Origin of the sequence: Mesorhizobium sp. STM 4661, from assembly GCF_000359125.1 — a bacterium.
In the GTDB taxonomy this organism is placed as follows: domain Bacteria; phylum Pseudomonadota; class Alphaproteobacteria; order Rhizobiales; family Rhizobiaceae; genus Mesorhizobium.
In genome coordinates this window covers 24,811-51,126 of sequence record NZ_CAAF010000058.1, presented here as the reverse complement: position 1 = coordinate 51,126, position 26,316 = coordinate 24,811, and the positions used below count along the sequence as shown (strand labels likewise).

27 protein-coding genes and 2 pseudogenes are annotated in these 26,316 nt (G+C 63.1%); 21 read left to right on the top strand and 8 right to left on the bottom strand.

Features of this window, described 5'->3' with window-relative positions; genetic code table 11:
* The first annotated feature begins 207 nt into the window (after positions 1-207).
* The 6 genes from MESS4_RS19075 (at position 208) to MESS4_RS19050 (ending at position 6,480) form a co-directional block, all read left to right on the top strand.
* Entirely contained in the window at positions 208-1,299 is a 1,092-nt protein-coding gene (locus tag MESS4_RS19075) for an oxidoreductase (RefSeq protein WP_051070900.1), read from the top strand.
* A 416-nt stretch (positions 1,300-1,715) separates the two neighbouring features.
* Positions 1,716-2,186, top strand: a complete 471-nt coding sequence (locus tag MESS4_RS19070) for a DUF2147 domain-containing protein (protein WP_006334270.1) — start codon at positions 1,716-1,718, stop codon at positions 2,184-2,186.
* Between the two features lie 265 nt (positions 2,187-2,451).
* Entirely contained in the window at positions 2,452-3,138 is a 687-nt protein-coding gene (locus MESS4_RS19065; RefSeq protein ID WP_006334268.1) for a DUF2306 domain-containing protein, read from the top strand.
* Between the two features lie 263 nt (positions 3,139-3,401).
* Positions 3,402-4,349 carry an SDR family oxidoreductase gene (locus MESS4_RS19060; RefSeq protein ID WP_006334267.1) on the top strand — a complete coding sequence of 316 codons (948 nt, stop codon included), beginning with the start codon at positions 3,402-3,404 and terminating at the stop codon, positions 4,347-4,349.
* Between the two features lie 200 nt (positions 4,350-4,549).
* Positions 4,550-5,464 carry an SDR family oxidoreductase gene (locus MESS4_RS19055; protein WP_006334262.1) on the top strand — a complete coding sequence of 305 codons (915 nt, stop codon included), beginning with the start codon at positions 4,550-4,552 and terminating at the stop codon, positions 5,462-5,464.
* A 26-nt stretch (positions 5,465-5,490) separates the two neighbouring features.
* Positions 5,491-6,480 (top strand): alpha/beta hydrolase, encoded by a 990-nt coding sequence (locus MESS4_RS19050; RefSeq protein ID WP_006334260.1) that lies wholly within the window; start codon positions 5,491-5,493, stop codon positions 6,478-6,480.
* A gap of 291 nt (positions 6,481-6,771) precedes the next feature.
* Here MESS4_RS19050 and MESS4_RS19045 read toward each other — a convergent pair whose 3' ends face one another.
* Positions 6,772-7,692 carry an AraC family transcriptional regulator gene (locus tag MESS4_RS19045; protein WP_006334252.1) on the bottom strand — a complete coding sequence of 307 codons (921 nt, stop codon included), beginning with the start codon at positions 7,690-7,692 and terminating at the stop codon, positions 6,772-6,774.
* Positions 7,693-7,814: 122 nt separating this feature from the next.
* Between MESS4_RS19045 and MESS4_RS19040 the strand changes: the two genes are divergently transcribed.
* Positions 7,815-8,771, top strand: a complete 957-nt coding sequence (locus MESS4_RS19040) for a zinc-binding alcohol dehydrogenase family protein (RefSeq protein WP_006334251.1) — start codon at positions 7,815-7,817, stop codon at positions 8,769-8,771.
* A 138-nt stretch (positions 8,772-8,909) separates the two neighbouring features.
* Here MESS4_RS19040 and MESS4_RS19035 read toward each other — a convergent pair whose 3' ends face one another.
* From MESS4_RS19035 to MESS4_RS19020, 4 genes are all read right to left on the bottom strand, one after another.
* A complete protein-coding gene (locus MESS4_RS19035; RefSeq protein ID WP_006334250.1) occupies positions 8,910-9,260 on the bottom strand; it encodes an Atu4866 domain-containing protein in 351 nt (116 codons plus the stop codon).
* Positions 9,261-9,381: 121 nt separating this feature from the next.
* The gene (locus MESS4_RS19030; RefSeq protein ID WP_006334249.1) at positions 9,382-9,933 is read right to left on the bottom strand and encodes a nuclear transport factor 2 family protein; all 552 of its coding nucleotides are present in this window, start codon (positions 9,931-9,933) and stop codon (positions 9,382-9,384) included.
* Between the two features lie 137 nt (positions 9,934-10,070).
* Positions 10,071-10,634 (bottom strand): nuclear transport factor 2 family protein, encoded by a 564-nt coding sequence (locus tag MESS4_RS19025; RefSeq protein ID WP_006334248.1) that lies wholly within the window; start codon positions 10,632-10,634, stop codon positions 10,071-10,073.
* A gap of 17 nt (positions 10,635-10,651) precedes the next feature.
* The gene (locus tag MESS4_RS19020; RefSeq protein WP_348259956.1) at positions 10,652-11,782 is read right to left on the bottom strand and encodes an aldo/keto reductase; all 1,131 of its coding nucleotides are present in this window, start codon (positions 11,780-11,782) and stop codon (positions 10,652-10,654) included.
* Positions 11,783-11,809: 27 nt separating this feature from the next.
* On the opposite strand from MESS4_RS19020, the gene MESS4_RS19015 reads away from it, so the two are divergent.
* Positions 11,810-12,700: a LysR family transcriptional regulator gene (locus MESS4_RS19015; RefSeq protein WP_006334242.1), complete on the top strand. Its 891-nt coding sequence runs from the start codon at positions 11,810-11,812 to the stop codon at positions 12,698-12,700.
* A gap of 320 nt (positions 12,701-13,020) precedes the next feature.
* Here the strand turns inward: MESS4_RS19015 and MESS4_RS19010 are convergent, their stop codons facing one another.
* The 3 genes from MESS4_RS19010 to MESS4_RS19000 form a co-directional block, all read right to left on the bottom strand.
* Positions 13,021-13,476: a cytochrome c family protein gene (locus MESS4_RS19010; RefSeq protein WP_006334240.1), complete on the bottom strand. Its 456-nt coding sequence runs from the start codon at positions 13,474-13,476 to the stop codon at positions 13,021-13,023.
* A gap of 205 nt (positions 13,477-13,681) precedes the next feature.
* The gene (locus tag MESS4_RS19005) at positions 13,682-15,163 is read right to left on the bottom strand and encodes an ATP-binding protein (RefSeq protein ID WP_006334238.1); all 1,482 of its coding nucleotides are present in this window, start codon (positions 15,161-15,163) and stop codon (positions 13,682-13,684) included.
* Positions 15,160-15,879: a response regulator gene (locus MESS4_RS19000; RefSeq protein WP_006334236.1), complete on the bottom strand. Its 720-nt coding sequence runs from the start codon at positions 15,877-15,879 to the stop codon at positions 15,160-15,162. The genes MESS4_RS19005 and MESS4_RS19000 overlap by 4 nt, the downstream gene beginning before the upstream one ends.
* Before the next feature lie 315 nt (positions 15,880-16,194).
* Here MESS4_RS19000 and MESS4_RS18995 point away from each other — a divergent pair, with 315 nt between their 5' ends.
* The 13 genes and pseudogenes from MESS4_RS18995 to MESS4_RS18940 all read left to right on the top strand — a co-directional run bounded on the left by MESS4_RS18995 (position 16,195) and on the right by MESS4_RS18940 (position 26,170).
* Positions 16,195-16,665 carry a (2Fe-2S)-binding protein gene (locus tag MESS4_RS18995; RefSeq protein ID WP_006334234.1) on the top strand — a complete coding sequence of 157 codons (471 nt, stop codon included), beginning with the start codon at positions 16,195-16,197 and terminating at the stop codon, positions 16,663-16,665.
* 11 nt (positions 16,666-16,676) lie between these two features.
* Positions 16,677-18,851, top strand: a complete 2,175-nt coding sequence (locus MESS4_RS18990) for a molybdopterin cofactor-binding domain-containing protein (RefSeq protein WP_006334232.1) — start codon at positions 16,677-16,679, stop codon at positions 18,849-18,851.
* Positions 18,852-18,855: 4 nt separating this feature from the next.
* Positions 18,856-19,176, top strand: coding sequence for a c-type cytochrome (locus MESS4_RS18985; protein ID WP_006334230.1), 321 nt, complete (start codon positions 18,856-18,858; stop codon positions 19,174-19,176).
* On the top strand, positions 19,163-20,425 hold the full coding sequence (locus MESS4_RS18980) for an NAD(P)/FAD-dependent oxidoreductase (protein ID WP_006334228.1): 1,263 nt from the start codon (positions 19,163-19,165) through the stop codon (positions 20,423-20,425). Before MESS4_RS18985 ends, MESS4_RS18980 begins: the two co-directional genes overlap by 14 nt.
* A 5-nt stretch (positions 20,426-20,430) precedes the next feature.
* Positions 20,431-20,871: a sulfur oxidation c-type cytochrome SoxX gene (gene soxX / locus MESS4_RS18975; RefSeq protein WP_006334226.1), complete on the top strand. Its 441-nt coding sequence runs from the start codon at positions 20,431-20,433 to the stop codon at positions 20,869-20,871.
* Between the two features lie 2 nt (positions 20,872-20,873).
* On the top strand, positions 20,874-21,359 hold the full coding sequence (locus MESS4_RS18970) for a SoxY-related AACIE arm protein (protein ID WP_006334222.1): 486 nt from the start codon (positions 20,874-20,876) through the stop codon (positions 21,357-21,359).
* Positions 21,359-21,679 carry a thiosulfate oxidation carrier complex protein SoxZ gene (soxZ, locus tag MESS4_RS18965; protein ID WP_006334220.1) on the top strand — a complete coding sequence of 107 codons (321 nt, stop codon included), beginning with the start codon at positions 21,359-21,361 and terminating at the stop codon, positions 21,677-21,679. Before MESS4_RS18970 ends, soxZ begins: the two co-directional genes overlap by 1 nt.
* A 50-nt stretch (positions 21,680-21,729) precedes the next feature.
* A complete protein-coding gene (soxA, locus tag MESS4_RS18960; RefSeq protein ID WP_244441164.1) occupies positions 21,730-22,458 on the top strand; it encodes a sulfur oxidation c-type cytochrome SoxA in 729 nt (242 codons plus the stop codon).
* A 267-nt stretch (positions 22,459-22,725) separates the two neighbouring features.
* Entirely contained in the window at positions 22,726-23,013 is a 288-nt protein-coding gene (locus tag MESS4_RS33630) for a hypothetical protein (protein ID WP_006334214.1), read from the top strand.
* A gap of 136 nt (positions 23,014-23,149) precedes the next feature.
* A pseudogene (locus tag MESS4_RS18955) lies at positions 23,150-23,383 on the top strand (hypothetical protein); the annotation flags it as partial.
* Positions 23,384-24,602: 1,219 nt separating this feature from the next.
* Positions 24,603-25,022: a hypothetical protein gene (locus tag MESS4_RS33625; protein ID WP_157385620.1), complete on the top strand. Its 420-nt coding sequence runs from the start codon at positions 24,603-24,605 to the stop codon at positions 25,020-25,022.
* 402 nt (positions 25,023-25,424) lie between these two features.
* A pseudogene (locus MESS4_RS18945) lies at positions 25,425-25,679 on the top strand (hypothetical protein); the annotation flags it as partial.
* Positions 25,680-25,774: 95 nt separating this feature from the next.
* Positions 25,775-26,170, top strand: coding sequence for a metalloregulator ArsR/SmtB family transcription factor (locus tag MESS4_RS18940; protein ID WP_006334200.1), 396 nt, complete (start codon positions 25,775-25,777; stop codon positions 26,168-26,170).
* Positions 26,171-26,316: the final 146 nt, after the last annotated feature.

The following is a 26,316-nucleotide window of genomic DNA, read 5'->3' as shown; positions in this document are numbered from 1 at the left end:
TCTGTCGATCGTGTGTTCAGGAGGCCGCTCTTTGCAGTTTCTGCTCGGAGCGGCACTCGCGATATGAGCACGGAGGCGCGATCCTGCGATCACTATCGTCTTGCGCTAGATTCATAGGAATAGGCAAGATTTATCGGGAAATCGGCATCGCCGTCAGCGCCTGAGCCTTTAGCTTGAATACGGCAAGCGATGGAGGCCCGGCGTACAATGGTAATAGACAATCACGATGATCAACCGCGGCCGAGCGCGGACCGCTCGGCGCTTTCACGGCGTCTGTTCCTGCAGGTGTCCGCCGTTGGCGTCTCAGCCGGCTTGGTCGCAGGCTGCTCGTCCGCCGGATCGAGCGGTCGCGCCGAGGCGGAAATTCCCGACTGGACCGCTGCTGACATCCCGGCACAGCACGGTCGCAGGGTGCTCGTAACGGGGGGGAATGGTTATCCGGAAGATGACCGGAGCGGTTTGGGCTATCAAGACGCGCTCGCCCTGGCGCGCGCGGGCGCGGACGTGACGATCGCATCGCGCAACCAGGCGCGGGGCGAGGAAGCGGTGCGGAGGATTCGCGCGGACGCGCCTGGCTCCAAAGTCCGCTTCGAGAGGCTGGATCTCTCGAACCTGACATCCGTCCGGGCGTTCGGCGCTCGAATGCGCGCGTCCGGCCAAGGTCTCGATATGCTGATCAACAACGCCGGCGTGATGGGGCGTTTCCATCGCCGGGTGAGCGTCGATGGCTTCGAACGCGTTTTCGCGACGAACACGCTCGGCCACTTCGCGCTGACGGCCCTGCTGTTGCCGGTGCTGCGGAAGGGGCGAGAGCCCCGCGTTGTTTGGGTGTCAAGCATGCGGATGTCCGACGCGCTTCCGTTCGACGATCTCCAGCTCGAGCGGAACTACGATTACGCGGCCGCATACGACAACAGCAAGCTTGCCAATCTCCTGCTGGCCTTCGAGCTTGAGCGCCGAAGCAAGGCATCGGGCTGGGGCGTTTCCAGCCTGGCCTCGCATCCGGGTGTCGCGCGAACCAATCTCATCCCGGATGGTCCTGGCCTCAACAGTCGGGAAGGGTGGAGGTTCAGGATGCTGCCCTTCCTGTTTCAGCCCGCAGCTCAGGGCGCCCTTGCAATACTGTATGCGGCGACGTCGCCGCAGGCCATGGCCGGCGGCTATTACGGGCCGAAGGGATTTCAGGGTTTGAGAGGTCTGCCGGGCGTGGCGAGCGTTCCCGCCGCCGCTCAGGATCGATGGTCAGCGGCGACCTTGTGGGCCTCTTTGGAGCGACTGGGTCAGGTTTCATTCGGCTAGCGGCGGGGCCTGCGAGACGCACATCACATCAGGTTTCCTGCACAGCCTGATAAACGGTCCTCACGACCGGCTGAAAACCAAGACCGCGAGCACGCGAGACATCCAAGTGGAGGTGCCATGGATTGCCGAGCGGTGCCGAACCTGTCTCGCCACGAACTGCCGCAAGAACTGGGCGAGCTATCAAACTTCCAGTGTAACTGGAGGATCAGGCAGGAAATTTCCGCCTTTCGGCATTCGTCACCGCGCCGCCGGCGTGTAGCTTCACAGCGCAATGCCCGGCAACTCTCCGGGCCGGCTCCAAGGCCGCGCTCCCTCTGAGGAGAAACGCTGGATCATTGGGCAGCCATCGAAGCCTCGGACGGCACGAATTCTCACGTCGGCCGTCCGCCCTGAATCGTCAAAAAAGGAAACGTAGAATGTTGAAATCGATAATGGGGCCTTTGCTGGCCGCAGCTCTCACGGCAGGAATGATAGGTCTCCCGGTTGGAGATGCTTTCGCACAGGCCTCTTCGCCGGATCAAATTATCGGCGTCTGGGAATCCGAGGACGGCAACATCAAACTTGAGATGTTTGACGCCGGAGAAACCTATGCGGCCCGGATCATCTACGGAAAGCTCCTGGTCGAGGCTGACGGCAAGACCTTCAAGAAGGACACCCTCAATCCGGATCCGAAACTCAGAAGCCGTTCGCTGGAGCGAGCTGTTCTCGTGACCAACCTCAAGTGGGATGCCGCCGATGGTCGCTGGGAGGGCGGTAATTTCTACAGTGGGGCTACCGGTCAGACCCATTCCGCCCGAGCAACGCTTGTGAGCGGAAAACTGGAGCTTCGCGCCTACAGGGGCACCCCCATGCTCGGTCGGACCATAGTGCTGCGCCGCGCGCAATGAAGCCATAAAAGCAGCTTTAACGAACCGCCCCTGGGCAAAAGCATGCATTTCGAGGAGTGCGCCATGGGCGCGGGATTTAACACAATCGCGATGACGGACGGCGCATCGGTCGTTGGTCGGCAAGCTGCCAGGCCGGCCGGCGGCCCTCATGGCGCTGCACTGCGCTGGAGCGCTCGGCTGCTCGTGGCCGCGAGTTGGATCAGCGGCGCCATCTTCGCCGCCTACATCATCGCTTTCTTCGGCGGGGTGGCCTTAGCGGGAGCCGGTGAGCGATGGAACGAGTCCCTTCCCCGATCTGTATGATGGCCGCTCCTTGCTTGCGACGGCAGCCATCGGCGCGCATTTCATTGCTGGGGGCGTGCTCCTGCTGCTCGGACCTGTTCAGTTGATCGGCGGTGTGCGCCGCGCCGTCCCTTGGCTCCATCGTTGGCTGGGCCGGATCTACGTGATTTCGGCCGGCTTGGCGGGGCTGGGTGGGCTTGGTTTCATATTGGAAAAAGGCACGATCGGCGGCCCGCTGATGGATGTCGGCTTTGGCCTTTACGGCGCGCTGATGGTGCTTTGCGCGACCATGGCCTATGTCCATGCCCGGTCCGGCCGATACGAACGACACCGGGCCTGGGCGATCCGGCTCTTCGCGCTGACAATCGGCTCCTGGCTGTACAGGATGGAATATGGCGCCTGGTTCCTGCTATCCGGCGGCCTCGGAACAGGCAGCGGTTTCACCGGCTGGTTCGACGCGATCATGATGTTCTTTTTCTACGTTCCCAATCTCATCGTCGCCGAACTGTTCATCCGGGCGCGCCGGCGGGATCGCGGAGCGGTTGTCAGCTTGGGAGCAGCAACACTGCTGTTGGCCGCGAGCGCCTTCATTATCTTCGCGACCTGGAGCTTCACCGCTCGCAACTGGGGACCGGGGATGATCAGCGGCATCACGCAACCGTCGCTGTAGGCCGTCCACCAAGCAATGCGGCCGTGGCAGATGAGCCGGGCTTCGCGCGAACCTGAGCACCATCAGAACCTGGGCCATTCGCTAGCCCTCCAATAGTTCGTCGTAAGCCGCACGAACGTAGGATCAGGCATGCCTTTTGCGGGTTCCGGCATGGAGGTTTGCCGCGCTTCGGGCATCCTGGCGAAGAAGACAAAGAGGCGGGTGCGTCGAGACGATCATCGCTCGAAGTCTCCGCCGAGCGGCCGAGAAGGCAAGGATGATTGATGACAAAGTGGACATCCAGGAATATTCCATCGCAACACGGCCGTTCGGCAGTCGTCACTGGCGCCGGCGGGCTGGGTTTCGAGACTGCACTGGCCCTGGCGCGTGCCGGCGCTAGCGTTGTGATCGCCGGGCGCAATCCCCAGAAGGGCGCGGACGCCGTCGCGGCGATCAAGAAAGCTGTCCCTGGCGCGCAGGCTCGGTTCGGCAAGGTGGACCTTGCCGACCGCGCTTCGGTCGCCGAGTTCGCCACGCAGCTCGCACAGGAGCAAGACAGCCTGGACCTTCTGATCAACAATGCCGGCGTCATGAGAACGCCGGAGCGTCGCGAGACCAGCGACGGCTTCGAGCTGCAAATGGGCACGAACTATCTCGGCCATTTCGCTCTCACCGCGCATCTGCTGCCGCTCCTGAAGAGGGGGCAAAAGCCGCGCGTCGTGACCCTTGGCAGCGTGGCAGCGCGGTGGGGAGCGATTAACTTCGACGACCTGCAAGCCGAGCGCGGTTACAAGCCGATGCAGGTTTACAGCCAGTCGAAACTGGCCTGCATCATGTTCGCTTTCGAACTGAACCGACGCAGCGAGGCGGCTGGATGGGGCGTGCAGAGCTTGGCGGCGCATCCCGGCATCTCACGCACCGACCTGATTCCGAACGGACCAGGCTGGTCGAGCGTACCTGGGTTCGCGCGACGCTATCTATGGTTCCTGTACCAGCCCGCATGGCAGGGTGCCTTGCCCACGCTCTTTGCGGCGACAGACCCGGCGGCGCGGGGCGGCGCCTACTACGGACCTGACAGGCTGGGCGGGACGCGGGGCTATCCGACCGAGGAGAAACCTCCTAGCCAAGCGCTGGACACAGCCGTCGCGACTTGCCTCTGGGAGACCTCGCTGGAACTGACCAACGTGGACATACATGTAGGACGCCCGCGGGCTTTGATCGCGCCAACTTAAGCGCGGCGGAGTTCCGGCCTGCACATCCTTCGGATATTCTCGCCAGCCGAATTAATGTAGGAATAGGCATGTTTTTTACCGATTCAGGCATGGAGGTTCGGGGCCGCAGCCATTCTATTGAGGAAGGTTAAAAGCGGGCGGGTTGAGACAATCCTCTCTCGAAGTCTCGCTGAACTTTCGAGAAGGCGTGGATTTCATATATGACCAAGTGGACGACAAGGAACATTCCCCCGCAACACGGCCGTACAGCGGTCGTCACCGGAACCGGAGGATTGGGCTACGAAGACGCGCTGGCCCTGGCTCGGGCCGGTGTAAGCGTTGTGATCGCAGGGCGCAACCCGCGGAAGGGCGCTGAAGCCGTGGCCGCGATCAGACAAGCTGTCCCTGGCGGACAAGTGCGGTTTGGGGAGGTGGATCTCGCGAACCTCGCATCGATCGCCGAATTCGCTGCACAGCTCGCGCGGGAGCAAGACAGCCTCGACCTCCTGATCAACAATGCCGGCGTTATGACGCCGCCGGAGCGTCGCGCGACCAGCGACGGCTTCGAACTGCAATTCGGCACGAACTATCTCGGCCATTTTGCCCTCACCGCACATTTGCTGCCGCTGCTGAAGCGGGGACAAAATTCGCGGGTTGTGAGCCTGGGCAGCGTGGCGGCGCGCAACGGAGCCATCGACTTCAACGACCTGCAAGCCGAGCGCAGCTACAAGCCGATGCCGGTCTACAGCCAGTCGAAACTCGCCTGCGTCATGTTCGCCTTCGAACTGAGCCGGCGCAGCAAGGCTGCCGGATGGGGCGTCAAGGGTATTGCGGCGCATCCCGGCATCTCGCGTACCGATCTGCTTCCAAATGGAGTGGGCCAACGGGGCGCGGCTGCGAGGGTCCGCCGCTTCCTGCCATTCCTGTTCCAGCCCGCGTGGCAGGGCGCCTTGCCCACGCTCTACGCGGCGACCGACCCTGCAGCCCGGGACGGCGCCTATTATGGGCCTGACGGGCTAGGCGGCACGCGCGGCTATCCGACCGAGGAGAAGCCACCGAAACAGGCGCTGGATACCGCCGTGGCGACCCGCCTCTGGGAGGCGTCTCAAGAATTAACCAAGGTGAAGTTCGCCTGATGGCAAGCCTTTGAGATGCAAGTGACATGGTTGGCCCCGATCGGACGATTTCCAGAAGAGACATCCTCATTGCCGCGGGCGCAACCGCCACTGTAACGGCAGCGCCGATGCATGCGTCGGGGCTGACCAATGATGACAGGAGGACCGTCGTCTTGAACCGTGTCTCATTCAAAAACAGAGACATCGACGTTGCAGGGAACATCTATTTCCCGAACGGATTCGATGAGACCAGGACATATGCCGCGCTTGTCCTGACCACGCCCGGCAGCAGCATGAAGGAACAGATCGGGGCGATCTACGCGGAGAAGCTGGCCGCGCGCGGGTTCGTGGCTCTTGCCTTCGACCCGTCATACCAGGGCGAAAGCGGCGGCGAGCCCCGCGATCTTGAGGACCCGGCCGCCCGTGTCGAGGACATTCGTTGCGCCGTCGATTACCTGATGACGCTGCCCTTCGTGGGCGAGGAGCGGGTGGGGCTGCTGGGCATCTGCGCCGGGGGCGGCTACGCGGTGAACGCCGCGATCACCGAACACCGCTTCAAGGCCCTCGGAACCGTCATCGCCAATGACATAGGCCAGGCGTTTCGACGGATGCTGCCAGACGTTCGTAAGACTCTGGAGGACGTCGGAAAACAGCGGACCGCCGAAGCGCGCGGCGGTAAGCCGAGGCGCGCTCCCTGGATACCCGACAGCCTGAAAGAGGCGGAAGAAGCTGGCATAACGGACCCGGAGGTGTTTGAAGCTGTCACCTTCTACCGGGAGTCGCCCTATCGACACCCGAACTCCACCAACCGTCTGCTCTTCAGGAGCTATGGCTATCTGCTGGAGTTCGACGCCTTCCACCTTGTGCCCGAGCTTCTGTCCCAGCCTCTTCAGGTCATTGTCGGGGCCGGCGCGGAAACACTGGCCAATATGAGGCCGGACAAACCCTGTTCGATCTTTCGCCGACCACCGAAAAGGACTTCTTCGTCGTCGAGGGCGCCGGCCATTACGATATGTATTACAAGCCCGAATACGTGAATCAGGCCATCGACCGGCTGGCGCCATTCTATTCGAAACATTTGGGTTCATAGGCAGTAGCACATGCGGCCCGTGAGTCGAACGACTCAAGAGCGTGCGGGAGACATTCTGCGCTACATGCTGAATTTATATGAAAGCCTGCTGAAATATACGGGCTGCAACCCGGCAAGACTACAGCCAGTTCCTATCGACCAGAGGTCAAGCGAAGAAGGCATTTGCGCTTTTCGTGGATCGTGTCGTTACCCTCGAGGTATGCCGACGTGATAGTCGATTGACTGGCGAAGTCAGAATTCAGTCCGTTTGTTCCTGAGCACGCGCATAACGTCGCGGCGAGGATCCCATCACTCGTCGGAACGCCGTATTGAAAGAATTCTCCGATTCGTAGCCGACCGAACTTGCAATCCGAGACAGCGGATCGCGGCTCGACATAAGCCGCTCGGCGGCAAGCATCATTCGCCAACGCGTGACGTAAGCCACTGGGGTCTCCCCGACTTTCTCACGGAAGCGCCGCGCAAACACCGTCCGTGACATGCCGGCTTTTGCAGCCAATTCCTCGAGGTTCCAATTGTGGGCCGGATCTGCGTGGATTGCGCTCAATGCCGCGCCAACCGGGGGATCGCCCAGCGCTGCGAACCATCCGAATCCAGCGCCGGACTGCTGCGATAGATAAAGACGCAGTGTCTGAACGAGCATCATGTGAGCGAGATGCTGCGCCATGAGCGACGCGCCTGGCCGCGCTTCGCGCAGTTCCTGCATCATGAGCTCAATCGACCAGCGCAGCGTCGCTTGTTCCTCAGCTCTTCTCAGGTGGATTACCGGCGGCAGGGTTTGAAGTAACTCGTTTGCATGGCGGCCGCTTACCTCGAACCTGCTGCCGACCAGCAGCACGTCTCCGCCACCATTATATGTCACTGTCTCACCGTCTCGGTCGGGCGAGAGCGCTTCGCTTGCGAGCGTTGCATCCAACGCGAGGTCGCTCGCGATCCTGACGTGGCGTCCACTAGGCAGCACAAAGCAGTCCCCCGTAACCAACTTGAGCGGTTCGCCATCTTCTTCAAGCAACAGCCAGCAGCCGCCGCTGACGACTGCATAGCACTTGATGCGGCCAGCGAGATCATCGAGCCTCAAAGACCAGTCACCACCGGCATTGAAGCCGGCCGTAATATAGCTCCGGGGTTTTAGCAGCGAGAGAATGCCAGAAAGTGGGTCCATGATCCTACGGTACGATGGCAAAGAAATTCAGTACGGTTAGCTATAGTTCGTGCCACTTCGCCCGTCTATGTCTGGTGGCGCGCACCGACGATCTACCGTTCGGTTGTCTTACGGAGGTTAAAATGAAAGCAGCAGTGGTCAATCATTTCGGCGAGCCGCCTGAGTATGGAGATTTCAGGGAACCGGAAGCAAGTGACGGAGAAACCATCATCAGAGTACATGCCGCCCCGCTGAGCCCGATTGTTAGGGGACTCGCTGCGGGCAAGCACTATGCAAGCGGAGCCAATGCCGGCTTCGTGCCGGGTGTCGACGGCGTCGGGACCGATCCCGACGGCCGCCGAGTGTACTTTTTGTTTCCAAAGGCGCCCTTCGGATCGATGGGCGAGATGTCGTTGGTCAGCAATGACATGGTGGTTCCTATCCCAGACGACATCTCCGACGTCCGGGCCGCCGCGGTCACGACCGGTGGTCTGGCGTCGTGGATCGCGCTGACGCGTCGGACTCCGCTTCATAAAGGCTCTACCGTCCTCATAAATGGCGCGACAGGCGCGGCGGGAGGCATGGCTATACAGATTGCTCGCCACTTCGGCGCAACCAGGATCATCGGTGTCGGTCGCAATCTGCACAAGCTGAGCGAGCTCAACTTGGAGGCAAGGATCAAGCTCGACGATGCTGCCGATGATGCACTACGTGAAGAGTTCGATCGCGGCGTTGACGTCGTTCTCGATTTCATCTGGGGGGAACCCGCCAGCCGGGTTATCGCGGCGGCAACGAAGAACCGCGGGTCCAGAATTGGTGAACCGCGGGTGCGGTACGTTCAGCTTGGTACCGTCGCTGGCGACGAGATTTCGCTCCGTGGCGATTCCTTAAGAAGTACGGGGCTGGAGCTCCTAGGCAGTGGTATAGGCAGCGTCGCCGTGCGCGACTTGTTGGCAGGAGCGGGCGAGCTGATCGCAGCCACCCAACGGGCCGGTTTTGACGCTCCTGTTACAACGCTCCCGCTCACTGCTGTTGGGGAAGCTTGGGCTGGCTCTCCGGATGTTCGCTATGTCCTGTCTCCGGCCGGGTATACACGATGAAACGAGGCCATGGCTTAAGCTCCGGCGAGTCCCATCGCGCCGGCGCTGATCGACCGTGAACGATTCTTCGGGTGTCGCGGATAGCGAAATCCGGTCGCCTATCAGGTCGCGGCCAAAGCCAGGTCCGCCTCTGCGCCGCTAGCGTTTCGGCAGGGAGGGGTTTGCGGCGGGATCCGTAATGCGGCGCAAGACCATGCCGCCGTGGTGCAAGGTGTTCGCGTCCACGAAATCGCCATCGGCGGTGAAGCCGGTGTCGTCCCAATATTCGATATGTGTGCCGGATACTTCGTAGCGCCCTTCATAGGCGCGTTCGCGCCTGCCGCGTGCCTCGACATAGCGCCCGGTTGGCAGGAGTTCGTGGCGAACATTGCCGTCGTCGGTCACCCACATGCCGGTATAGGGATGGTTCGCCTGCACGTTGGATTCCTCAGCTTGTACGGATTGACTCAAGAGTGTGGCAGTCATCAGGACTGCAAATGCCTGCCGCATGGTCGGGCTCCTCAACATCTATTGTGTATCCCGGCTGCGAGAGCCGAATTTGGTTGTGCGTGGGGCTGGGGTCCGGCTGACGATGCGAGAGGCCGAACCACAGCCGAACCCGTAACGCTGGCTATCGCGCACGCGGCTCGTTGTTCTCGACGACCTGCTGGTAGGCGACGAGATCCAGAAAGGCCTCAGCCTCGACGACAGAGCCGTCCTTCATCCGGAATATCCAGACGAACTGGTTGCGATAAGGTGCTCCCGAGGTCGTTGTGGCCGACCCGTCGAACCGGATGATGACCATGTCTCCATCGGCAAAGATGTTATGCACCTCCGGCAACACAGGGGTCGAGAGACGGCTGGTGAGGGGGACGGATGCTCGTTCGACGAAGTCCTTTTGACTGCGGTAAGTGCCGGCGACCGGGCCGGAGCCGTGGATCGTCCAGACGACATCGGGTGCGAGAAGCTCTGCAAAGACGTAAGTCCCTGCGCGCCATTTCTCGAACGCCGCGCGCACGATGGCCTTGTTCCGTGTCTCGACGGCGGTGTCCGTGGTTTCCACGCGGGCGGCCGACGCGGAAGTCTCGGCATGCGCCGGCCCGATGATGGCCAGAAATGCTGATGCGATCAGCAGCTTGCGGCTCGCACCGGTAAGGTGGTTGGTCAGTGGAAAGATGGTCACGGGATCATTCCTTTCGTTGGGTTGCTGAAGGCAAGGAAGGGGCGCTGCTTGCGGAACTTCCTTCGATCGAGGCGCGGTGGTGCTTTGGTCTGTCCACGCCACGCCTGGACGCTTGGGCCGGAGCTGTTTCAGGTTGATCAGAAGCCGAAGATTTGACGGGATTCCGCGGGCGTGATGGGGCGTGAGCTGTTGTGCTCGCGCAGGATCTTCCAACCGCCATTCGTGCACCGCCACACCAGCGTTGAGCGCGTCCGAATTGAGACGATCGGCTGGCCCTCGGCTGGCTCAAGTCGCCCGGCGAATTCTAGCGTTGAGGTCGCCAGCTCATCGCCGACCACCGTCTCGGGGCCGTTCAGGACCAGGTGGTCGGCACGGCGCAGCGCCTGGAACGACGGCTCCCAGAGCGCACGATATTCCTCCGGCGAGCGAGCGATACGAAAATCAGGTGCCATGTCGTCATAGAGCACGACGTCATTGGCCTCCCAGTCGTAGTATTTGCCGAGCTTCTCCAGGAAATCCCAGGATTGACCGACGACAGGCTTGTCCCATCCGACAAGGATCCATACCCTGTGGAGCTCGGGGACCGAATTTGTGCCCGAAGTGGCGCACTGGGCGGAGGCTTCCGATTGCGCCTGTCCAACTGTTGGCGATGCGAGCGTTATACTTGCTGCCGCGATGATCGAGAATAGACGGATACGCATGTCGGTCTCCTTGAAGGTCAGATGCGGCGAGCCACGGTCGCTCCGCCAAAGATGAGTTGCTGCACCAATGGGCGTTCGATGAAGCGGCTCGGGAATATCGCATCCGGGTCGCTTGCCCGGTTCAGGCGATCGAGCTGGTCTGGCGACAGCACCACATCCGGAGCGCCGAGATTGTCCTCGGCTTGGGCGAGGGCGCGGGCGCCAATGATGGGCGACACGACAGTCGGGTTCGTCAGCGTCCACGCGAGCGCTACCCGGGACGGTGTAGAGCCCAGTTCCTCGGCAACGGCGCGAACCTCGTGCGCGATCTCGATCGAGCGTTCGTTGAGATGCCCGGACGAAGCGACGACGCCCTTGCGACTGGGAGAGACGGCTGCCTCCCGTGAATCCTGAACGTCGGCTCGGGAGTATTTGCCGGTCAGCACGCCGCCGCCGAGCGGCGACCACGCAAGCACGCCGAGCCCCAGGGCCGCAGCCATCGGCATGAGCTCATGCTCGACGGTGCGCTCCACGAGACTGTACTCGATCTGGAGTGCGACGAAGGGCGACCATCCGCGCATGTCAGCGAGCGTCTGCATCTCCGCGACCCGCCATGCGGGCGTATTGCAGATGCCGAGATAGAGGATCTTCCCGGACCGCACGAGATCGTCGAGGGCCCGCATCACCTCGTCCGGTCGGGTCGTCATGTCCCATGCATGCAGATAGAAGAGATCGATGCGATCGGTGCCGAGCTGGCGGAGGCTCTGCTCGACAGACCGCATAATGTTGAGGCGATGGTTGCCGCCCGCATTGGGATTGCCGGGCTCGCGGGACATCGTGAACTTCGTCGCGAGGACGAGCCGCTCACGCTTGTCGCCGACGAATTCTCCAAGCAGGCGCTCGGCGGCGCCGTTGGTGTAGTTCACCGAAGTATCGATGAAATTGCCACCCCGATCGACATAGAGATCGAAGATGCGACGGGCTTCGCTGCCGTCGGCACCCCATCCCCAATCCGACCCAAAGGTCATGGTGCCAAGGCTTAGGGGCGAAACACGCAGTCCTGAGCGTCCTAGTAGCTTGTAGTTCTCGAGTGACATCTTGTTGGCTCTCTCCAATTCGTCGAGCCAAAAGTAGAACCTCCTAGAGGTGCGGACAACTTGCCCAATCATAACTACGCTGGTAATCTGATCTAACCAATGGCTGTAGATCTGAATGGCATCGCTGTTTTCCTGGCCGTGGCGGAAGCACGAAGCTTCCGCGCGGCAGCGGAGCATTTGGGCGTCACGCGGTCAGCGGTCAGCCAGACGATCCGGCGCCTCGAAGATCGGCTAGGCGTCGCGCTCGTTCAGCGAACGACACGGAGCGTCAGCCTGACAGAGGCAGGCGAGCAGCTTTATCAACGCGTGGCGCCAGCGATTTCCGAGGTCGGTCTGGCCCTGGACGCCACCGCTGATCGGGACAGCGCGCCGAGCGGCCTGTTACGGCTGGCAGTGTCCTCGATCGCGGAGCGATTCATCTCGGGGCCGCTGCTGTCGGGTTTTGCGGACACCTATCCCGCCGTTCAGATCGATGTGACCGTCACGGACGAGGAATTCGACATTGTGGCGGAGGGATATGGCGCGGGGGTGCGCCTGGGCGAAGTGATCGATCAAGATATGATCGCCATCCCGGTGTCTGGCGAGCAGCGTCAGGGCGCGTTTGCCGCGCTTTCCTATATCGAGCGCTTTGGGAAGCCCTTGCATCCTTCGGAACTAGCCGAGCATCGCTGTATCGGCTGGCGTCCCGCACCCCACACCGCGCCTTACCGCTGGGAGTTTGGTGAGGATGGACGAGAGTTCGACGTGGCGGTCAATCCTCAGATCACCACCAATGATATGTGGCTGATGATCCGCACGGCTTGTGCGGGGGGAGGCATTACGTTTGGCATGGAGGAGACCTTCAGACCCTATGTCTCGTCCGGCCAACTGGTCCCGCTCCTTCAAGAGTATTGCCCGCCGTTCGCGGGCTTTTTCCTCTATTTTCCCAACCGTCGGAATCTCGCCCCGAAGCTGCGCGCCCTGGTCGAACATGTGCGACGGTGGCGATAGCGCCGACGGTCCGCGGTTCGAATAAACCGCGGCGGTAGGGTGTCGCGCTGGAGGCCGAGACCGAGCGGAAGGCGCACTGCGGTGAACTCGGGCGAGGCTGAAGGAACTCAGTTCGGGCGCGCCTAGGTCCGCTTAGCCGAACGGCGTGTCGCCGTTATTTGGTGTTCGAAGAGAACAAGGCGGTGGCAGCTTAGGACGCTCACACTCCAGGCCAGGTACCTCATGCGAGATCCCTGGGTGACACCAGCAAACTCGCTCGATCCGGTCGTTACGTACACGCATTCGCAAAGGTCTGCTTATGGCGCTGTATGGCGCGTCAGCTATGGAGCGCCGGCGCCTTCCAAAAAGGCGATGATCGCCGCACGCTGCTCAGCATTGGGGAGGCCCACCGTCATCGTCGTCCCTTGAACCATCTGGCGGGGGGCGGCAAGGAAGGTGTCGAGCGACTGGGCATCCCAGACGATACCGGACTCCCGCATCGCGGCAGAATAGCGGGCGCCCTCGACGCTGCCGGCGGTGCGGCCGACGACGCCCGACAGATGCGGGCCGACCCTGTTCTGGCCGGGCTCCAGGCTGTGGCAGGTGCCGCAGCGCTGGCGAAACAGCCGCTCGCCGTCGGCCTGCTGGGCGGAAGCGGCGGCCGGCAATAGCAGGCCGGCGGCGGCCAAAAGCCCAGCCAGGAACGCACGCGCTCGCGTGATAGACGTCGCCGGGGATGCGGTCGCAACTCCGGCGGAAACAACGTGGTCGCGTGTCGTGGCGTGTGAACGGTTCATCGGATGACCTCTGCGGAACGTTGAGGGGAGGGCTTTGCTGGTGGCCCGAAGCTTCCGGCAGGACCAGCCGCTCACAGCGAGAGCGGCGGCCAGGCTAAGGAAGGTGCTGGGGAGGATGCGGGTGGTGACTTGTCCTTCGTTGCGACGGCGATGATTTGATCCTGGCGTGGCAGCGCGTGAGTTCGGATCGCGGGACGGGTTTCGGTCAAACCGGCAAGGATCGCAGTCCGTTCGGAGGGCTCGTTTCAGGCACAGGCGCCGGGGCAAGCTGCTTGGCCATGTCGATCAACGGCAGCCTGATCACCGCGCGAAGGCCCCGGCTCCGGTTTTCCAGCGCGATGTCGCCGCCGTGGTGACGCGCGATGGCGCGGGCAATTGACAGGCCGAGCCCAACGCCGCCGGTTTCCCGGTTGCGTGACTGCTCCAGGCGGAAGAAGGGGGCGAACACCTGTTCCATATCGCCTTGCGGAATGCCGGGTCCGGCGTCCTCGACTACGATGTCCAGGCTGTCGGCACTCCTGATCAGGCTCACCTTGGCCTGCTCGCCGTAACGGACGGCATTTTCGACGAGGTTGCGGATCGCCCGGCGCAGGGAGTCCGGCCGGCAGCGATACAGCACCTTGGGCCCGTCGCTGACGGTGACGTTTTGGCCCAGCTCCGCGAGATCGTCGCAGAGGCTGCCGACCAGCGCCGAAAGATCGACGGTCCGCGTCGCCTCGACCGCGGCGTCCTCGCGCGCGAAGGCGAGCGCCGCTTCCGTCATCGTCTGGATTTCCTCGATGGTCTTCAACATCTTTTCCTGGAGATCGTGATCCTGCACGAATTCCGCGCGCAGCCGGAGCGAGGTCAGCGGCGTGCGCAGGTCGTGGCTGATCGCCGCCAGCATGCGCGTGCGGTCCTCGACGAAGCGCTGCAGGCGCTCCTGCATGCGGTTGAACGCCTCGGCGGTCTGGCGGATGTCGTCCGGCCCTGATTCCGGCAGCCGCGGCACGGCCTCGCCGCGGCCGAACAGTTCAGCGGCATTGGCGAGGCGTCGCAGCGGACGCGCGATTGCCTGCGCCCCGAAAATCGCTATGGCGGACAGGATGAGTGCGGTGAGCGCCAGCGATATCGCCGATTGCGTCGTCCAGAAGGCGTTCGGCATTGCCTTGGCGTAGGCGGCATTCAGCCAGGTGCTGTCGTCGAGGCGGACGGAAAGGCCCATGCCGTTTGGGGCGCCGTCCATATAAAGAAACTTGGCCGGCCGCGAGAAGGGCATGCCATTGCCGGACAAATCCAGCATGCGAGGCGGCACGGAAGGATTGGCGGCATCGACTGCGGTCGAGGCCTGTCCGTTCATGTAGGCGGCATACTTGCCTGCAATCCCGGGCAGCGGCTTGGCGAGCTGGGTCAAGGCTTCCCGTTGCCAGGCGAGGGGATTGCTCGGTCCGTCGTCGGAGGTCCAGAAGCGCGTATAGGCCGTGCCGCTGACGTTGAGGATGTCGGGCCGAAGCGAGGGCGGCGTCGTGTCCAGCAGAAGGGCAAGGGAGGACGTGCGGCTGACGAACTCGCCCTTGGCCGCCGCGTGCAGGGCCTGTCCGCGCTCGTCCCACGAGACGAGGAAGGTAATCGCCTGCGACAGAGCAAGCGCGAACAGCACCAGCAGGAGGAAGCGGGCCGCCAGGCTGCGTCTCCAGAGCAGCATCATGCCTGGGCCACCTCGGCCGTGAAGCAGTAGCCGCCGCCCCAATGGGTCTTGATCAGCATCGGGTTCCTGGGATCCGCCTCGATCTTCTTGCGCAGCCGGCTCACCTGGTTGTCGATAGCGCGGTCGAAGCCGTCGGCGGTGCGGCCGACGGTCAGGTCGAGCAGCTGGTCCCGGCTCAGCACGATGCCGACATGCTCGATGAAGGCGGTCAGCAGGCGGAACTCGGCCGTGCTCAACGCCACCGCCACGCCGTCCTGGCCGACCAGCTCGCGGCGGCCGACATTCAGCGTCCAGCCGTCAAAGCGCAACGCGCTCGACTTCAGCCGGCCGCGCTGTGGCGGCAGGCTGTGGACGCGCCTAAGCACCGCCTTGATCCGCGCCAGCAGTTCGCGCGGATTGAACGGCTTGGTCAGATAGTCGTCGGCGCCGATCTCCAGCCCGACGATGCGGTCGACTTCCTCGGCCATTGCGGTGAGGAAGATGATCGGAACGTCGACCGTCCCGCGCACGTGCCGGCAGGCGGCAATGCCGTCCTCGCCAGGCATCATGACGTCGAGGACGATGAGATCGGGCAGGCTGCGGTCGAGCAGCCGCTTGAGCGCGGCCGTGCTGTCGGCGACACTGACGCGATAACCCTGCTGGGTGAGGTATTTCCCCACGAGATCGCGGATGTCCCTGTGGTCGTCGACGACCGCGATGTGCTGCGCCACTTCCATGCAATGCTCCAGAGCCGTCGCTAAATAGCCGGCCAGTATCGACGATATCTAGTTTGTGTCTACACGGATGATCACCTTCCGCACCATAGCGGCAATCTCGCGGCACTTCAACAAAGCGTGAGAAGTGTAACCAAATGTATCAGGCACTTCTGCCTGCGACAGCTTGCGATGAACTTCCGGTCATCGGGCAAGGTTCTGCGACAGCTCCCGCCTAGCTTCGCCCCGTCGCTAGCCGAGCTGCGTCCTGCTGCGTGATCAGTCCCTGCGGCAGCCGGACCGTGGCTCCCCGCCAGCCTTTGACCGAAAGGAACGCAAATGGCCAGACTGACCATCAACGGAACCTCACGGGATGTCGAGGTCGATCCGGACACGCCGCTGCTGTGGGTGATCCGCGAGCAGATCGGGCTTACCGGGACGAAGTACGGCTGCGGGGTTGCCGCCTGCGGCGCCTGCACCGTCCATATAGACGGCGTCGCTACGCGCTCCTGCGTGCTTCCGGTGAGCGCGGTCGAGCCGGACCAGCAAATCACCACGATCGAGGGGCTTTCGCCGGACAGTTCGCATCCGGTGCAGCAGGCATGGCTGGCGCTCGATGTGCCGCAATGCGGCTACTGCCAGGCCGGTATGATCATGGCCGCGGCGAGCCTGCTCATGCAGAATCCGAACCCTGCGGACGAGGACATCAACGCCGAGATCACCAACATCTGCCGCTGCGGCACCTACAACCGGGTGCGCGCCGCGATCAAGCTGGCCGCCAATGGCGGCGAAGCCACGCAACGCGGTTGAGGAGAACAGTCATGAACGCCATAATTTCCATCTCCCGCCGCAGCTTCATCATCGGCGTGGCCTCCACGGCCGGCGGCCTGTCCCTCGGGTTCAACGTGCCGTTCATCGAACCTGCGCTTGCCGAGGGCGCCGTCTCGGCGCCGGAGATCAATGCCTGGGTGGTGATCAGGCCCGACGACACGGTGGTCATCCGCATCGCCCGCTCCGAGATGGGGCAGGGGACGCTGACCGGCCTGGCGCAACTCGTCGCCGAGGAACTGAACTGCGACTGGTCGAAGGTCACGACCGAATATCCGTCGCCGGCCGAGAATCTGGCGCGCGACCGCGTCTGGGGCAATTTCTCGACTGGCGGCAGCCGCGGCATTCGCGAATCGCACGAATATGTGCGTCTCGGCGGTGCGACCGCGCGCGAGATGCTGATCGCCGCCGCGGCCGCCGAATGGGGGGTGCCGGCCAGCGAATGCATCGCGAGGATGGGCATGGTCACGCATGCAGCATCAGATCGCGCCACCTTTTATGGACAGTTGGCGGCCGCCGCCGCGCGGATGACGCCGCCCGCCAATGTTACGCTGAAGGACCCGAAGGATTGGACCATAGCCGGCAAGCCGCTGCCGCGGCTCGATACGGCCGACAAGCTCAACGGCAGCCAGGTCTACGGCGTCGATCTCAAACTGCCGAACATGCTCAACGCGGCAATCCGGGCCTGCCCGTATTTCGGCGGCAAGGTGGAGAGCTTCGACGCGGCGGCGGTGGCTGAAATGCCCGGCGTGCGCACCGTCGTTCAGGTCGACGAGACCGCCGTTGCGGTTGTCGCCGACACGTGGTGGCGGGCGAAGACCGCTCTCGATGCCCTGCCGGTCGTCTGGGACGAAGGTCCCAACAGGCAGGTCAGCAGCGCCTCGATCGCGGCGATGCTCGAAGAGGGCCTCGGCGCTAATGACGCATTCATTGGCGCCGAGCAGGGTGACGCCGGTGCTGCCGTGTCCGCCGCCGGCCGGCCGGTCACGGCGACTTATGCCTTCCCCTATCAGAATCACGCGACCATGGAGCCGATGAACGCGACGGCGCTCTATACGCCGGGGCGCTGCGAGGTATGGGTGCCGACCCAGAATGGCGAGGCGAGCCTTGCCGCAGCGGCCGAGGCCGCCGGCCTGCCGGTGCAGCAATGCGAGGTGCACAAGATCCACCTTGGCGGCGGCTTCGGCCGGCGCGGCAACTTTCAGGACTATGTGCGTCAGGCGGTCAGCATTGCCAAACAGGTGCCGGGAGCGCCCGTAAAGCTCATCTGGTCGCGCGAAGAGGACATGCTGCACGGCGCCTACCACCCGACCACGCGATGCCGGTTGACGGGCGCGCTCGACGCGGACGGCAACCTGACCGCTCTGCACATGCGCATATCCGGCCAATCGATCCTTGCGGCCGTGCGGCCGGAAGGCATGCAGGGCGGCATGGACCCCATCGTCTTCCAAGGGCTGGTCCTCGCCGGCACGGAAGGCACGCTGGGCTATACGGTGGACAACCTGCTTGTCGACCATGCCATGCGCAACCCGCCGATCCCGCCAGGCTTCTGGCGTGGCGTGAACCTCAACCAGAATGCCGTCTACATGGAATGCTTCATGGACGAGCTCGCCCATGCGGCTGGTGTGGACCCGCTCGCCTTCCGTCGCAAGCTGATGGCGAACAATCCGAAGCATCTGGCGGTGCTGGAGGCGGTGGCCGAGCGCATCGGCTGGGACACCCCGCCCGCGGCCGGTATCCATCGCGGCCTTGCGCAGATCATGGGTTTCGGCAGCTATGTGGCGGCGGCGGCCGAAGTTTCCGTCACCGACGGGCAACTCAAGATCCATCGCATCATCGCGGCGACCGACCCCGGACACGTCGTCAATCCCGCGCAGGTGGAGCGGCAGGTCGAGGGCTCCTTCGTCTACGGACTATCCGCCTGTCTCTACGGTGAATGCACGGTCAATGGCGGCCGCATGGAGCAGGAGAACTTCGACAGCTACGAGGTCGTGCGCATGGCCGACATGCCGGCGGTCGAGACGATCACCATGCCGTCCGGCGGCTTTTGGGGCGGCGTCGGCGAGCCGACCATCGCGGTAGCGGCCCCGGCCGTCCTCAACGCCATCTTCGCTGCCACGGGAAAACGCATCCGCACGTTGCCGCTGAAGAACCATGACCTGGCGTAACAGGATGACGGACAGGCGCGGGAGACGATTTTCCGCGCCCGTTCTGCTGGCCGCGCTAGTGGCAAGCTGGCCGGCTTGGGCCGATGCCCCGCCGGGGGCGAGCGCCTGCACCGGCTGCCACGGGCCGGCGGTGCTCGGCTCGGCCATCCCTTCGCTCGACGGCCATGCGGCGGAAGAGATCGTCGTCCAGATGCAAGCGTTCCGCAGCGGTGAGCGACCGGCGACCGTGATGGACCGTGTTGCAAAAGGGTTTTCCGATGAAGAGACGCGCGCCATCGCCGAATGGCTTGCCCAGCCGGAGGCAGACCGCAATGCCCAGCCGTAGAGTTCTACTCGGCGGCGCGGCGGCCAGCGTCGCAGCCGCTGTGTTGCCCTCGCCGGGTGCGCGCGCGCAAACACAGCCCCGCGTGGTCGTGATCGGGGGCGGGTTTGCCGGTGCGAGCTGCGCCCGCGCGTTGACGCGGCTTGATCGCGATCTCGCCGTGACGCTGATCGAGACGGAGACGGCCTATGTGGCCTGCCCGTTCAGCAATGCCGTCCTGGCGGGGCTGCGCGGCATCGAGGCACAGACATTCGGCTATGACGGTTTCGACGGCATCGCGCTGATCCGCAAGCGGGCGGTGGCCGTCGATGCGGAGCGCCGGCGCGTCCGGCTCGATGACGGCACGGACATCGACTACGCCCGCCTGGTGCTGGCGCCCGGCATCGAGCTCAACTTCGAAGCGCTGCCCGGCTACGACGCGGCCGCCGCCGAGATCATGCCGCATGCCTGGAAGGCGGGGCCGCAGACGCTTCTGCTGCGCGACCGCCTCACCGCCATGCCGGACGGCGGGACCGTCGTCCTGTCGGCGCCGGCCAATCCGTTCCGCTGCCCGCCAGGCCCCTACGAGCGGGCGAGCCTGATCGCGCACTATCTTAAGAGGAATAAGCCGCGCTCGAAACTGATCATCCTCGACGCCAAGGACGCTTTTTCGAAGCAGCGGCTGTTCGAGGCGGCGTGGCAAAAACTTTATCCCGGCCTGATCGAATGGGTGCCACTGTCCGCGGGCGGCCGGGTGACGGAGGTCGATCCGGCGACGCAAACGCTGGCGACCGAGTTCGGCAGCCACAAGGCCGACGTCGCCAACGTTATCCCGCCGCAGCGCGCGGGCGCGATCGCGCAAGTTGCCGGCGTCGCCGACCGGACGGGCTGGTGCCCGATCGATCCGGTCACCTTCGAGTCGCGCCTCCAGCCGGGCATCCACGTCGTCGGCGACGCGGCGATCGGCGGGGCGATGCCGAAGTCCGCCTTCAGCGCCAACGCCCAGGCAAAAGCCTGCGCGGTTGCGGTTGCCGCCCTGCTGCGCGAGCGCGAGCCGGCGCAGCCAAAGCTCATCAACACCTGCTACAGCCTGGTGGCGCCCGGTTACGGCATCTCGATTGCCGGGGTCTACCAGCCGCGCGACGGCCTGCTTGCGGAGGTCGAGGGTGCAGGCGGCGTCAGTCCGCTCGATGCGCCTCCGGAAGTTCGCGAGCTGGAAGCCAGCTATGCGGAGGACTGGTTCCGGACGATCACCGGCGAAGTGTTCGGATGAAAGGGATGGTTGGTCTCGCCCTCGCCGCCACGGTGCTTGTTGCTTCGCCTTCCACCGGCGGGGAAGTACGTTCCTATGCCATCACCGGCGATGCGATTCTTCAGCCGCTCACCGGCAAACAGGGCGATCCGGCGCGCGGCGCGGCGCTGATGATGGATCGGCAACGCAGCCTGTGCACGCTCTGCCACAGCGGCCCGTTCCCCGAGCCGCATCTGCACGGGACGCTTGCGCCCGACCTCGCCGGCGTCGGCGCGCGGCTCTCCGAAGGCCAGATCCGGCTGCGCGTCGTCGACATGAGGCGGCTCGTGCCGGACACGATCATGCCCTCCTACTATCGTATTGCCGACGAGGAGCGCCGGCTCGCCGCCAGCTGGCGCGGCAAGCCGATCCTTTCGAGCGCCGACATCGAGGATATCGTCGTCTATCTGGCGACGCTGAAGGGGTGAGAATGGGCGATCCGAGCCGAAGTCACGGCCTCTCACTTCCTGTTCGCCGGCGGCAGGTGCTCGCAGCCGGCCTTGCCGGCCTCGTCGTGGTCAGCCTGCCCCGGAGCGCGCTCGCCCGGCCGAGCCTCGAAGAGGCGATCAAGACCTTCACCGGGGGAGCCGAGGTGCTGGACGGCCGCGTCCGGCTGGAACTGCCGCCGCTGGTCGAGAACGGCAATGCCGTCGGGGTCACGATTGCCGCGGAAAGTCCGATGACAGCGGCCGATCACGTGATCCGCATAGGCCTCTTCAACGAGAAGAATCCTGAGGCGAATGTCGTCATCTTCCATCTCGGATCACGCTCCGGCCGCGCGAAGGTCTCGACGCGCATCCGGCTCGCCACGTCCCAGGTGGTCGTCGCCGTCGCCGAGATGAGCGACGGCAGTTTCTGGTCGAGCCGGGCGAGCGCCATCGTCACGCTGGCCGCCTGCATCGAGGACCTGTCGTAGTGGCGCGGGCGCTCATCAACGTGCCGAAGACGGCCAGGCGTGGCGAGATCGTCGAGATCCGGGCGATGATCGCCCATCCGATGGAGACCGGCTACCGCATGGGCACGAACGGGGCCAGCATCCCCCGCGACATCATCCGCCGCTTCGCCTGCGGCTATGACGGCGAAGAGGTGTTTTCCGCCGAGCTTTTTCCGGCGATGTCGGCCAATCCGTTCATCGCCTTCACACTCGTCGCCACGGCGAGCGGCGCCATCACCTTCGCCTGGACGGACGATGCCGGCGAGACGCAGACGGTCTCGGCCGAGATGGCGGTGAGCTGATGCGCGCCCTCTGGGGGCTTGCCGGCGTCGCCGTCGCCTTCGTCTGCAGCATGGTCGCTGCCACCGGCCTGGAGAACGGCGAGAAACGGTCCGGCTTCGACTTCATGACACCTGAGACGCAGGCCTTGCAAACTGACGACATGAGCAATCCCGGCATGCTGTGGGTGCTGCAGGGCGAGCAGCTTTGGCAACAGCCGGAGGGTAGGGCGGAAATCGCCTGCGCCGGCTGCCACGGCGATGCCGGCCAGACCATGGGCGGCGTTGCCGCCCGTTATCCGGCGTTTGACGAGGCGATCGGGCGGCCGATCGATCTTGCCGGCCGCATCAACTCCTGCCGTGCCGCTAGGCAGCGGGCCGAGCCGCTGGCGCCGGAGTCGGACGAGCTGCTGGCGCTGACCACCTATGTGGCGCACCAGTCGCGCGGCATGCCGGTTGCGCCGGCCACCGATGCCAGGATCGCGCCGTTCCGCGACAATGGCCGGCGCTTGTTCCAGAGCCGCATCGGCCAACTCGATCTCTCTTGCGCCTCCTGCCACGACGCCAACTGGGGCAGGCGGCTCGGCGGCAGCGTCATTCCGCAGGCGCATCCGAACGGCTACCCGCTCTACCGGCTGGAGTGGCAGGCGGTCGGCTCTCTGCAGCGGCGCCTGCGCAACTGCATGATCGGTGTAAGGGCCGAGCCCTTTGCCTTTGGCGCGCCCGAGTTCGTCGACCTGGAGCTTTATCTCATGGAGCGGGCGCGCGGCCTGCCCATCGAGACGCCGGGGGTGCGGCCATAAAGTGAGTGGGCTGAGATCAAGCTTCGGCCTCCGCCATTCTTCCCGCGTCTGTGGAGCGGCCGCTGAATAGTCGCCCACCGCAGAAACATAGCTGAAGAGAAACAATTTGCCCGGCCTGTGGCTACAGACAGCTGATCCCGACAGCTAACCTGCGACAGACCGATACAACTTTGGCCCTATCTGGCAAACCCCTGCGACAAGCTCGGCCTATGGTTCTCATCAGCCGGCACGTTGCTTACCACGGTGTTTCAAAAACGGAGATCAGAAATGCGTCATTTGTCCAGTTCAGAGAGGCCGCACTATGTGTCGGATCGTTTGTCGGCGATAAGCAACGTTCCGATGCAGTTTCTTGTGAGCGCAGGCGTGGTGGTGACGATTCTGACCGCTGCCTCCTTTGCCGATTTTGCGGAGAAGAGCGAAGTGGCCGGGTTCGTGGATGCCCAGCAGACCGCGTCCATTCTTCGTGTAACGGACCGAAACGTCACGGCAGCCGGTGTCGGCCGATGTCAAACATCGACGTCTTCTGGATACGGTCCTTCAGGTGCTGGCAGCTGAGTTAACGAAAGTGTCCATGCACTGCGTCGTGCGGTAACACCGGGCTGTTTTCCTGGCTGGGACAAGGAGCGGAGAAGCAATGAAGGCATCGCAGTTCACGGACGCAGAAGGCGTTCATCATCAAGCAGGGTGAGAAATGATCTAGACCGCGCTTGCCGCCGTGCTGGCCTTCATCCCCCTCACGCACTCCGTCCTCTGGGGATCGACGGCCTATACGCTGATCGGCGGCACGGCGGTCGGCACGGTGTTGATCCTGCTCTTCCTTCCCGCGCTCCATGCCGCGTGGTTCCGGATCAAGCCGACTGCGGATGAGATCCATGAGGTTTCGCCGGAGGAACCGGAACTGCGAGTAGCAATAGCTGCCGAATAGGGCTCGGTTGTTGGAGGAGACGGGCGCCGGCGCATCTCGCAATGCCTGTAGACCAGCCGGATGTGAAACTTGCGGCAGTCGGCTCAGGGTCTTGTCACGACCTTCGTTGGCTCAGCGCGAACGTCGCGATATGGCGCATCAACGTCTTTGACGACTGGTGGAACGACGGGGCAAACATCAAATGGGACGGACGCCTGAGAAAGGAACTTTGAAGTCAAGCTTAAGGCCGATCCTTTACACACGTCCTGTACCAAATGCAGTACCGCCAAGCGGTGCCCTGCGAACGGGGACGGGGAGTGGATGGAACGAACCCGCTGACGGTACAGCATGGCGCTCTGCGGTACTGCAATGCTTTACCAGAACGGGTTCTCGCCGGGTACAAAATAAGACAAAATCGGACAATCGGACGGCTAAACCATTGAAAACAAACAAGGTGGATTCTAGTCGTTTGGCCAGATTCGCGGTCGGCCCAATTTCAGGCAAAGACGGATCGCCGAAAAAAGAGTAAGTGGATCAATATGTTATCGAACAGTTTTGCCGTTGTACCCATGATGGATGGGGAAGATAGATAAGTAATATCAGATAGTTGCGGGAAGTCGTGTGCAAAAATCGCACACGAAAGTTCTCCTTCTCTTCTTTTTTCGTTCCCACGACGGAGCCGCCGAGAGCCCTATTCGGACGCTCTTTTGACGATGGGATTGACCGTTCCATTGCGAACATTCGCTGCGATGTCCGTGACCCTTATTGTCCGATGCGGCGTCCAATTTGCCTGGGGTTCTTGGAAGGTTTTCGAACGTTCTGCCTTGCGCCTCCAGCCGAATTGCGCGCGCTGATGAAGGAAGTTGGCGGGTCTGGATCCGCAGTGTTTGCGACTTTGATCGCAAGCGCTTATCTGGGGGTTCGAGTCGGAAGAGGGATACCGCCAATACAGTGCTGTGACCGAGTTCGTTTGCTGACGGGAGTTCTTAATCAGCGCGAATAGGTCCGACTCCAACCTCCGCAACCAGTTCCAGCATGAATCACTAGGTACGCCTCATGCATGCTTCGTCAGTAGAAGCTGCGAACCCTTGATTCGGTTCCGAGGCCCCTTCAGAGCCTCGCCAGCGCGCGTTTCCGCCGCGACGGCCCCGACTGTGAAAGTCCCCCACGCGGTCTGGCGAGTCCTTGTGCCTGCGCTGTGATGGTGATTTGGCGCTCGCTTCAATTGAGAGGGGGATCGATGGCATCGATTGTGGGCATTGCGAAAACATTGGTCGAGCAAGTCAGCGGCTACCGAATGGGATCCCAACTGCTCGGTCTAAATCGGTGTCCTCAATGTTCGATCGCCGCACCAACGCTGGCGCGCGTCGGGGGTAGCGAAGGCCCCACAATACGCAGAGATGGAGGGATGGCCCGTCACTGGGCCGTCTACATCTGCATTTCTTGCGGTTCATTGGTGTCTGCTACCGGCGTTCACGACGGCGGTGCCAAGTTCATCGTCTTTCAGCTTTTCCCAGAGCCGAAACAGGCTCGTGAGGACATTCCGCCAGTTGCTCGGCAATTTCTTCAGCAGGCATATGACAGGCTACACGCGCCAGACGCCGCCGCCGTCATGGCTGGCAGTGCTGTCGTCGCTATGCTGAAGGACAAGGCCTGGTGAAAGGAAGCCTCTATGACAGGATCGATGAAGCTCTTGCGGCCTACTTACAAATGAGACGGCCGAGTGGGCGCATTCTGTTCGCTTAGGCTCCAACCGCCCTAGGCATGCCGACGCCGCGCGTCCGCATGTTTTGCCCGACGAGGCAAAGCAATCCGTGGACTTCGCGGAGGCCCTTGGAAATTCTTGGCGTCGGCCGCTGTCCTATGCCGCCGAAGGCTGCCGCGCATCCTGGCGCTTCCCTGTGGCCTTTTATCTGAATTCGCTCGTCCACGACTCAACCTTCTATGTCGACCCGACGATGACTGAGTTAGATGTGCATCCTATTAGCGATTTCTCGCATGTATCGACTTGGCGTCGGATTGGAAGCATTCTCCGGGCGGGGAATGAGGGGACGTGGGCAAAGTCCAGCAAGCCCATCTGACCTTCAAGGGCGCCGCGCACGGCGAGATCGCCTTCATAGCCCTCAAGGGCTTCCTCGATGTGTGCTACGGATCGCGGGACGGCGCGGCCATCGCCGAGTTCTCCTGGGACGGCTTCGACGAAAACGACCCCGCCTCAGGCCGAGGTTGGGCCGTCCTCGGCTCCGCAGGCCGCCTCGTCGGCCACATCTACATCCACAACGGCGACAAATCCGGCTTCGTTTGCGAACCCGACTGAGTTCTTCAACAACTTGTCAGATTGAGATATCAATAGGCGTGTCTCGTCCGTTCGGTGCCGACGACCGCGATCCCGACCCAAGGTAATACAATCAGATGATTTCTAGTAAGCCGAAGGCGCGCCTTACAAAACAAGACGCTCCTGAACAGCAGGGCGGCACCGCGGCATCCGCCCAGCCCCTCGACCATTCCTCGCTGTCGCGGAACGAAGTCGCCATTCTGGCGGAGACTTTCCGCCTACTTGGCGATCCATCCCGACTGAAGATCCTTCTAACCTGCCTGCCGGGTCCGATATCGGTGGGCGACATCGCCGTGAATCTGGACTTGTCCCTGTCCCTCGTCAGCCATCATCTGCGGCTCCTGCGTGGCGCCCGTCTCGTGAGGGGAGAGCGTCAGGCGAAGCAGATTTTCTACGAGATCGCCGACCAGCATGTCAGCCAGATGTTGCAGGACATGGCAACGCACATCTCGGAAGACCACACGGACGAGTAAACCGGCCCTGCGAACGTCTCTTCCCGCGTCTGCGTCTGCAGGCGACGTTTTCCCTTGCCCAGCGCAATCCCGCAGTCGAATCGGTCCCGATGCCGACTGGGAGGAATATTTGCATGAACACTTGAATAATTGTTTAAGTGAGTTAT